The organism is Methylorubrum zatmanii (genome assembly GCF_014845115.1).
Classification (GTDB): Bacteria; Pseudomonadota; Alphaproteobacteria; order Rhizobiales; family Beijerinckiaceae; genus Methylobacterium; species Methylobacterium zatmanii.
Map to the genome: position 1 here is coordinate 1 of NZ_NKUI01000018.1, position 7,743 is coordinate 7,743.

Genomic DNA, 7,743 nt, shown 5'->3' on the forward strand with positions numbered 1-7,743 from the left:
GCGGAGCCAAGCGCAAGCAGGGCTCGAAGCTGCACATGGCGGTGGACACGCTCGGCCATCTTCTGGCCCTGCACGTCACGCCCGCCAACGCCGATGACCGCGCCCAAGTCGAGCATCTGACCAAGGCCGTGCAGGCGGCCACTGGCGACAGCGTCGAGCCGGCGACAAGGCGGCGACAGCCGCACGCAAGCACGGCATCGAACTGGAGGTCGTGAAGCTGCCCGAGGCCAAGCGCGGCTTCGTGCTGCTGCCCCGGCGTTGGGTCGTCGAGCGCTCCTTCGCCTGGGCCACCCGCTTCCGCCGGCTCGTCAAAGACTACGAGCGCTACGCCAGCACGTTGGCCGACCTGCACCTCGTCGCCTTCGTCTGTCTCATGCTCAAAAAGGCCGCTCTACTCGCAGCTGGTTCATAACAGCCTCTAGAAAAGACCCGTCGACTGGCATCCCGATTTCGTTGCCCGGTGACGATCGCATCCCACGAGTCGCGGCGCAAGCGGCGCGTGAGCGATGACGTGCGCCACCCAGGCCCCTGCCCTCCCCGGCATCAAGCAATCACCCGGTCGAAAGGCCGAGCCAGCAGGGCGCCCAGCGTCCGCGGGAGTGAGAAGTCATGCCCAAGTTCAAGGGACGGCCCGGCAATTCCGCCACGAAGCCCAAGGCGCCGGAGGTGCGCTTCGAACAGCTCGGCCACGGCGTCGAGGTGTTCCGTCTGCCGGAATGGGAGGCTGTCCGACGCATCATCGAGCGCGGCGGCGGCCGCAAGGTCGGCGGCCACTTCTCGTGGAAGATGGCCGGGCACGTCGTCTACGAGTCCGGGCCGGAGGAGCGCTGCGTGCGGCTGATGGACGTGCATCCGTCCATCGAGGCGTTCCATGCCCAGCCTGAGACCATTCGGGTCACGACCGAGTGCTCCAAGCCGTTCAGGTACACCCCGGACTTCCTTGCCGTCATCTCCGGCGTGGAGGCCCGGATCGAGGTCAAGCGCGAGCGCGACCTGCGCCCCCCGCGGCCCGTGAGCCCGCACGACGAGCGGGGCCGCCGGCGCTGGGAGCGGGCGAGGGACGTCCGCTCCCGCCTGCGGGAGGTCCGGGCCGCCTACCGACGCTGCGGCCTCCTGTGGATGCTGCTCCTCGACACCGGCATGGCGGCCATGGGCGATCCCGAGACCGTGGACGAGCTGATCGCCAACGGCGGCCGACACATCACCGATGCAGACCGGGTGCGCCTGCACGACCACCTCGTCGCCTCGGGCGGTACGTCGACCCTCGGCGCGGCCGCCGACGCCATCCGCGAGGCATCCGACCCGCGCGGGACCGTGCTGGCCCGCGTGAGCGAGGGCGCCCTCGCCGTGGACCTGCACGCACCCCTCGACCGCGGCGCCGCCGTGATCCTGGTCCGCTGAGGGGAGGCATCGATGAACGACATCCTCACCCAAGAAGGGTCCCCGCCGCCGAGCGCCCTCACGCTCGACCACATCATGCCCGACGACCTGGAGGTCGGGGATTTCGTATTTTTCGACGGCGAACCCTACTCGTTCCTCCACAAGGAGGAGGGCGCCAGCCCGATGTTCTTCAAGCCGGAGGCCCGCGGCCTCACGATGCTGCGGCTCATGCCGACGGAGTACATTCGGAAGATCGCCAAGGGGGAGGCGAGACGTCCCGGCCGGAAGGGGGTCGACGTCACCGGCCTGGGCGAGGATACCACCCTTCTCGACATCGCCTACCAGGCGCTACCCGTCCCCGTGCGCGATAGGAGCGACGTAAAGGGGCTCTACGTCGACGAGTTCTGGCGCCGGATCGACCAGGCTACCGAGGAGGGCGGGACGTTCGCCCGTAACGAGTTGAACGCGCGGGTCGTGCTCGCGGCCATCGATGTCGTGCTCCCGGCGATGGGCCTCGTACCACCGCAGAGGCGCTCGGGCAGGAGCCTGCTGCGCTGGCTGGAGAAGTCCGAGCGCCTCAAGAGGTCGCCCGTGGCCAACGTTCACGGCAATGCCTTGCGTGATTACGAGCGCCAGGTCCCGCGCCGGGTGCTCGACATCATCGCGATGACGATCCGCGAGACGACGCACGAGTTTCCCCATCTCGGTCCCTCGAAGATCCGCATCCTGGTCAACGAGAAGATCAGGGACACCAACCGAGTCGAGGACATCAGCCTTCCCGAGGCGTGCCCGACCCTCGTGAACGACGAGTTCAATCGGTTCGACGCCTGGATCCGCAAGGCGCGGGTCGACGGCAACCACGAGGCCGACCTGGAATTCGGGGCCGTCGGCAAGCTGACGCGCCCGAGCCGTATTTAACATGCTCTGGGAGATGGACCACCACGTCGTGGACCTCATCCCGGTACTCGGCGAGACCCCTCTCGGGCGAATGCTGTCGACGTGCGGCCTGGGTCGGTTCGGCATCACGGCCGCCTACGACGTCCACTCCGGCTATCCGGTCGGCTTCTACCCGTCGTTCGAGGGGACCGGCCTGCTGCCTGCGCTGATGTGCGTCTCGCACGGGGTCCAGGAGAAGACCTACGTGGCGACGCGATTCCCGCACATCGAGGGCGCGCTCCTCGGTTCCGGGAAGCCGGTCAAGATCCGCTACGACCGGGCACCGGAGTTCGTCGGGCGCCAGATGGCCCTGGCCCTCGGCAGGGTGGGCATCGGCTTCGAGCTCGCCCGCCCGAGCTTCCCCGACGACAAGCCGTACATCGAGCGCCACTTCGGCACGTTCTCCCGCGACTTCCTCGGCTGGATGAAGGGCCGGACTGGCTCCAGCCCGCGCACCCGGGGCGCCGCGGACCCGATGCAGGAGGCCAGGATCGAGCTCGACGACATCGTCGGCCTCCTGCACGAGTACCTCATCACGGTCTACGCGCGCAGGAAGCAGGCCGGGCTCGACTGGGACACCCCCGAGCAGCGATGGCTCCGCGGGATGCGCTCGGTGACGCCGAGGCTCCTGACGCCGGACGAACAGGCACGGATCGACGTCATCGCCTCCATCGAGGTCGAGGTGAAGGCCGGGCGCGAGGGCATCCGCTGGCAGAACAAGTTCTACCAGAGCCCCGCCCTGCAGGAGCTTCGACGCACCTCCGGGGATCACGGAGCGCGCCGGAAGCGGATGACGCCGCTGACGGCCCGGGTGCCGCTGCGCAACGTCGGGGTGATGTACGTGACGGTCCCCGGCGCGAGGCCCCCGTGCGAGATCGCGGTGCCGTGCACGAAGGCCGCGGCCCACGGGCGGACCCGGTGGCAGGACGAGGTCGTCGAGGCGCTGCTGCTGAGGAAGAAGAAGGACCCGACCTCGGCCGCCGACTACGAGGCCGGGTTCGAGCAGCTGTTCAAGCGCTCGCTGGACTACATGGGCGTCGACCTCGACGGCTCGGGCTCGAAGCCGGAGGGCGCGAAGGCCGCGGCGACCGCGGCCCGGTTCGCCGGCGTCATGGTCGACGGGGTGTCGGAGCATGCCCTGTCGCGGGTCGAACAGGAGGCTGTCCGCCTAGACGTCTTCAAGGAGGTCGAGGCCAGTGCCGCCAAGCTCGCGGGCCCTCAGGTCCCCAAGGTGCGCAAGGGCGGCGCTGCCTCCACGGCGCAGGCCCCGATGACCGTCGACGACATCGACCTCTCCGACTTCCTCGACGAGGTGGAGGATGACCGGGATGGCGACTAGGCTCCACGAGCTCCCGCGGCCGAAGCGCCTGGGCTACATCGAGCGGATCTTCATCCGCCATCCTTCCATCATGCTGGCGGCCGACACTCTGGACATCCTCACCGACGTGCCCGCGGGCCAGCGCGAGGCGACGGTCGGCTACGTCCGAGGTTATTCCCGCTGTGGCAAGAGCGAGACCCTCAAGCGGCACATCGAGAAGCTCACCGGCGTCATGGTCGAGAAGCGGCTCGAACAGCTCATCAGCGGCAACGGCCACCTTGTCGTCTACGTGGAGATCGCGGCCGGCGACACGCCGCTCGGCGTGGCGCAGCGCATCCTCGCCCTGTTCGAGGATCTCAAGCTCCATCGCCGCCGGCCCGGCCTGCCCCAGGACAGGGAGCGCGACGCGATCCGGCGGGCAATCGACATCGCCAACGACAACGGCGTCACGCTCCTGGCCCTGGACGAGGTGCAGAACCTCTTCAGGACCGGAAGCGACGCCGACGTCGCCAAGACCGCCAGTATGCTGATCTCGATGCAGAACGCGTCCGGGTTTCCCATCGCCATCACCGCCTCGCCGAACCTGCAGGCGCTCTTCGACGGCAGCGACGCGGTGCAGGAGCGGGCTGGCCCGAACGCCTTCCTGAGGCCCCTGCCCTTCCGCGACGAGGCGGAGCAGGAGACCTTCAGGTCGCTCGTGTCTGCCCGGCGGCCGCACCCGACTTCACATCAGCATCGACATGCTGATCAACGACGTCACCAGCTCCCAGGTGCTGTGGGAGGAACTCGGGCGCGTCTACATGGCGGGCTCGGTCACGGCGGCGGGGCTCGAACCCTTCGCGATCTCGTTCCGCGACTACGTCCTCGCCAAGGCGCATCCCTCACCGGAGCGGGCGGCGCAGCTCGAACGGGACCGCGCCTACTGGATGGGGCGGCTCGGCACCCTTCCGCCGGCGCCCCAGCTTCCCCTGGCGCAGGCGCCGACCCGCCTCGGCAAACCGCGCTTCGTCCGGCATGCCGGGCACCTTTCGGCGGAGACTTGGCAGGGCCTGCGCGAACGCGCCCGCAGCTTCGGCGTCACCCCGGCGACTCTGTTGATCGGCGCCTTCAGCGAAGTGCTCGCCGTATGGAGCGATGGGGCCGCCTTCAGCCTCAACCTCACGATCTTCGACCGGCTGCCCCTGCATCCGGACGTGCCGCGCCTCGTCGGCGACTTCACCTGCGTCACGCTTCTGGAAGTCGATTGCCGTGAGGAGGCGCCCTTTCATCGGCGCCTGGAGGCGCTCCAGGCGCGGATGCTGGAGGATCTGGAGCATCGCGGCGTCGGCGCCGTGGACGTGCTGCGCGAACTCAACCGCGGCCGCCCGCCGGAGGATCCGGTGCTGGCCCCGGTCGTGTTCACGAGCCAACTCGGCATGCTCGACCCGACCAAGGGCGCCGGCACCGGCGATCCGCTCGGCACGGTGGTCCACGGCATCACCCAGACCCCTCAGGTCTGGCTCGACCATCAGGTTTCCGAACTCGAAGGCCAGCTTCTCTACAACTGGGACGTGGTCGAGGCCTTGTTCCCCGACGGCCTGATCCCGGCGATGTTCGCGGCCTACGAGGCGCTGCTCGCGCGGCTCGCCAACTCCGAGGAGGGCTGGGAAGAGGCTTGGCGGCAGCCGATGGGGCCGCTGCTTCCGGAGGGGCAGGTCGCGACCCGCGCACGCGTCAACGCTACGGCTGCTCCCCAGCCGGAGGAGACGCTCGACGGCGCCTTCTTCGCTCAGGCCGCCCGCAGGCCCGGGAGCACGGCGCTGATCGTCGGCGAGGACACCTATTCCTACGGCCGCCTCGCAGCTTGGAGCCGGCGCCTCGCCGGCCGCCTGGATGCCGCCGGGCTGAAGCCCGGCGAGCGGGTGGCGATCCTCATGCGCAAGGGCCCGGAACAGGCCGCCGCCTGCCTCGCCGTGCTGGCGCAGGGAGGCGTCTACGTTCCCATCGATCCCGACATGCCGGCCCCGCGCATGGCTATGATCCTCGCCACGAGCGCCATCCGGCTCGCATTGGTCCAGGGTGCGCTGCGCCCGGACCTGCCAGCGGTCGAGGCGACCCTCCTCGTTGCCGACGAAGCGGATTGCCGCGACCTGCCGGAAGCCGGCGCCGCCCCCGGCCGCGGCGGCGCCGACGAAGCCTACGTGATCTACACCTCGGGCTCGACCGGGGTGCCGAAGGGAGTGCTCATCGACCATCGCGGCGCGATGAACACGATCCGCGATGTGAACGCGCGTTTCGGCGTCGGAGAGGAGGACCGGCTTTTCGGTTTCTCGGCGCTCGGGTTCGATCTCTCCGTCTACGACCTGTTCGGCGCCTTCGCCGCGGGCGCAGCCCTGGTACTGCCCGAGGCGCGGAGCAGCCACGATCCGGGTCACTGGGCCGACCTCGTGCACCGCCACGGCGTCACCGTGTGGAACTCGGTGCCGGCGGTGTTCGACCTTCTCCTCGATGAGCCGGCCGAGGCGCTGCAGAGCCTGCGCCTCACCCTGCTCTCGGGCGACTGGATCCCGCTCAAGCTGCCTGCCACCCTCGCCGCCCGCGTGCCCGGCTGCCGCTTGGTCGCGCTCGGAGGTGCCACCGAGGCCTCGATCTGGTCGAACTGGTTCCCGGTCGAGGCGGTCGCGCCTGGTTGGCGCTCGATTCCCTACGGCTGGCCGCTGGCCAACCAGAGCTACCGGGTGCTCGATGCCCTGGGCCGCGACCGGCCCGACTGGGTGGCGGGCGACCTGCATATCGGCGGAGCCGGCCTTGCGCTCGGCTACGAGCGCGATCCGGCCCGCACCGATGCCGCCTTCTTCGTCCATCCGCGCCACGGCCGGCTCTACCGGACCGGCGACCTCGCCCGTTACTGGCCCGACGGCACCCTGGAGTTCCTCGGGCGCCGCGACGGACAGGTGAAGATCGCCGGGCACCGCATTGAGCTCGGCGAGATCGAGGCCGCGCTCGCCGCTCATCCAGGGATCGCCGAGGCGGTGGCTGACGCGACCGGCTCCGACGGGGGCAGTCGCAGCCTCGCTGCCTGGGTCGTTCTCGCCGAGCCGGACGACGGCTCACCCACGCTCTGCCGCATTCGAGAGGCCGAACCGGGGAGCGTCGCGGCGAACCGGGCGCTCGCCGCCGGCCTGGGAGAGGCGGTTTCTGCCTTGGGCCGAGGGGCCGACCGGCTCGACGCGTTCTGGGACTGGCAGCGGGATCTCGCCGCGCAATGCGTGCGCGATCTCCTGTCCACGGCCGGCGCCTTCACAGACGAGACCGAACACGATGCGGCCGATCTCGTCCGGCGCCTCAGTCTCGCGCCGGATTTCAAGGTGCTTCTGCCGCGCTGGCTCGCCCTGCTCGAAGCCACGGGCGAGATCGAACGCACCGGTTCCCTCTGGCGCGGACGCCTCTCTGCCTCGACCTGGGCCGCGCTTCGACGGAGTGGCGAGCACTTCGACGTGGACGGCGCCATCGTCGATGCCTTGCGGGAGGCCGGACCGGGGCGGCATGCCGTTCTCGGGGGGCAGGACGACGCCCTCGCGCTGTTCTACGGGGAGGGTGCGGCGCTGAGCCCGGACCGGCTCGGCCGGCTGCATCCCCGTGCCGTCGCGGTGAACCGGGCCATCGGTGCCGCCCTGGACCGAGCGGCCGAGGCGGCGCGGTCCGACGGCCACAGGCTTCGCATCCTCGAGATCGGCGCGCGGCACGGTCTCGCCACTCAGGACTGGCTCGGGCAGGTGCGGGCGGCGGAGGCCGTGATCACTGATCCCTCGCCGCTCTTGCTCGACGCCGCGCGCGGCCTGAACCCGGGTGATGCCGCCTGGCAGGTTCTCGATCCCGAGCGCGATCCCGAAACGCAGGGCATGCCGGCCCACGGCTTCGACGTCCTGCTCGCCTTCAACGCCCTGCACCGGACCCGCGACTTCGGCGCTCTGCTGCGCCGCTGCCGCCGGCTGCTCCGGCCCGGCGGCGTGCTGATCGCCACCGAGATCACGCTGAATTCGCCGCTCCTCGACGTCACCGCCGCCCTGCTCGAACGCGGCTTCCGGGATCTCGCCGACGCCCGCCGCGAAAGCGGCGCGCCGCTTTTA

General features: G+C 70.1%; 4 protein-coding genes and 2 pseudogenes. All 6 read left to right on the forward strand.

What is annotated here, in order from left to right; genetic code table 11:
• Window positions 1–412, forward strand: a pseudogene (locus MZTS_RS02605) (transposase); the annotation flags it as partial.
• Between the two features lie 197 nt (window positions 413–609).
• Window positions 610–1,401: a hypothetical protein gene (locus MZTS_RS02610; RefSeq protein ID WP_192281190.1), complete on the forward strand. Its 792-nt coding sequence runs from the start codon at window positions 610–612 to the stop codon at window positions 1,399–1,401.
• Between the two features lie 12 nt (window positions 1,402–1,413).
• Window positions 1,414–2,298 carry a hypothetical protein gene (locus MZTS_RS02615; RefSeq protein WP_192281193.1) on the forward strand — a complete coding sequence of 295 codons (885 nt, stop codon included), beginning with the start codon at window positions 1,414–1,416 and terminating at the stop codon, window positions 2,296–2,298.
• A gap of 1 nt (window position 2,299) precedes the next feature.
• Entirely contained in the window at window positions 2,300–3,655 is a 1,356-nt protein-coding gene (locus MZTS_RS02620) for a DDE-type integrase/transposase/recombinase (RefSeq protein ID WP_009865441.1), read from the forward strand.
• 70 nt (window positions 3,656–3,725) lie between these two features.
• Window positions 3,726–4,217: pseudogene (locus MZTS_RS25640) on the forward strand (AAA family ATPase); the annotation flags it as partial.
• A 157-nt stretch (window positions 4,218–4,374) separates the two neighbouring features.
• Window positions 4,375–7,743 (forward strand): non-ribosomal peptide synthetase (locus MZTS_RS02625; protein ID WP_192281196.1); only part of this gene is annotated, 3,369 nt, incomplete at its 3' end.

What these genes read in the sequence shown, in the direction of transcription:
- MZTS_RS02615 (WP_192281193.1), top strand. Translation starts at nt 1,414, where the DNA reads ATGAACGACATCCTCACCCAAGAAGGGTCCCCGCCGCCGAGCGCCCTC.
- MZTS_RS02620 (WP_009865441.1), top strand. Translation starts at nt 2,300, where the DNA reads ATGCTCTGGGAGATGGACCACCACGTCGTGGACCTCATCCCGGTACTC.
- MZTS_RS02610 (WP_192281190.1), top strand. Translation starts at nt 610, where the DNA reads ATGCCCAAGTTCAAGGGACGGCCCGGCAATTCCGCCACGAAGCCCAAG.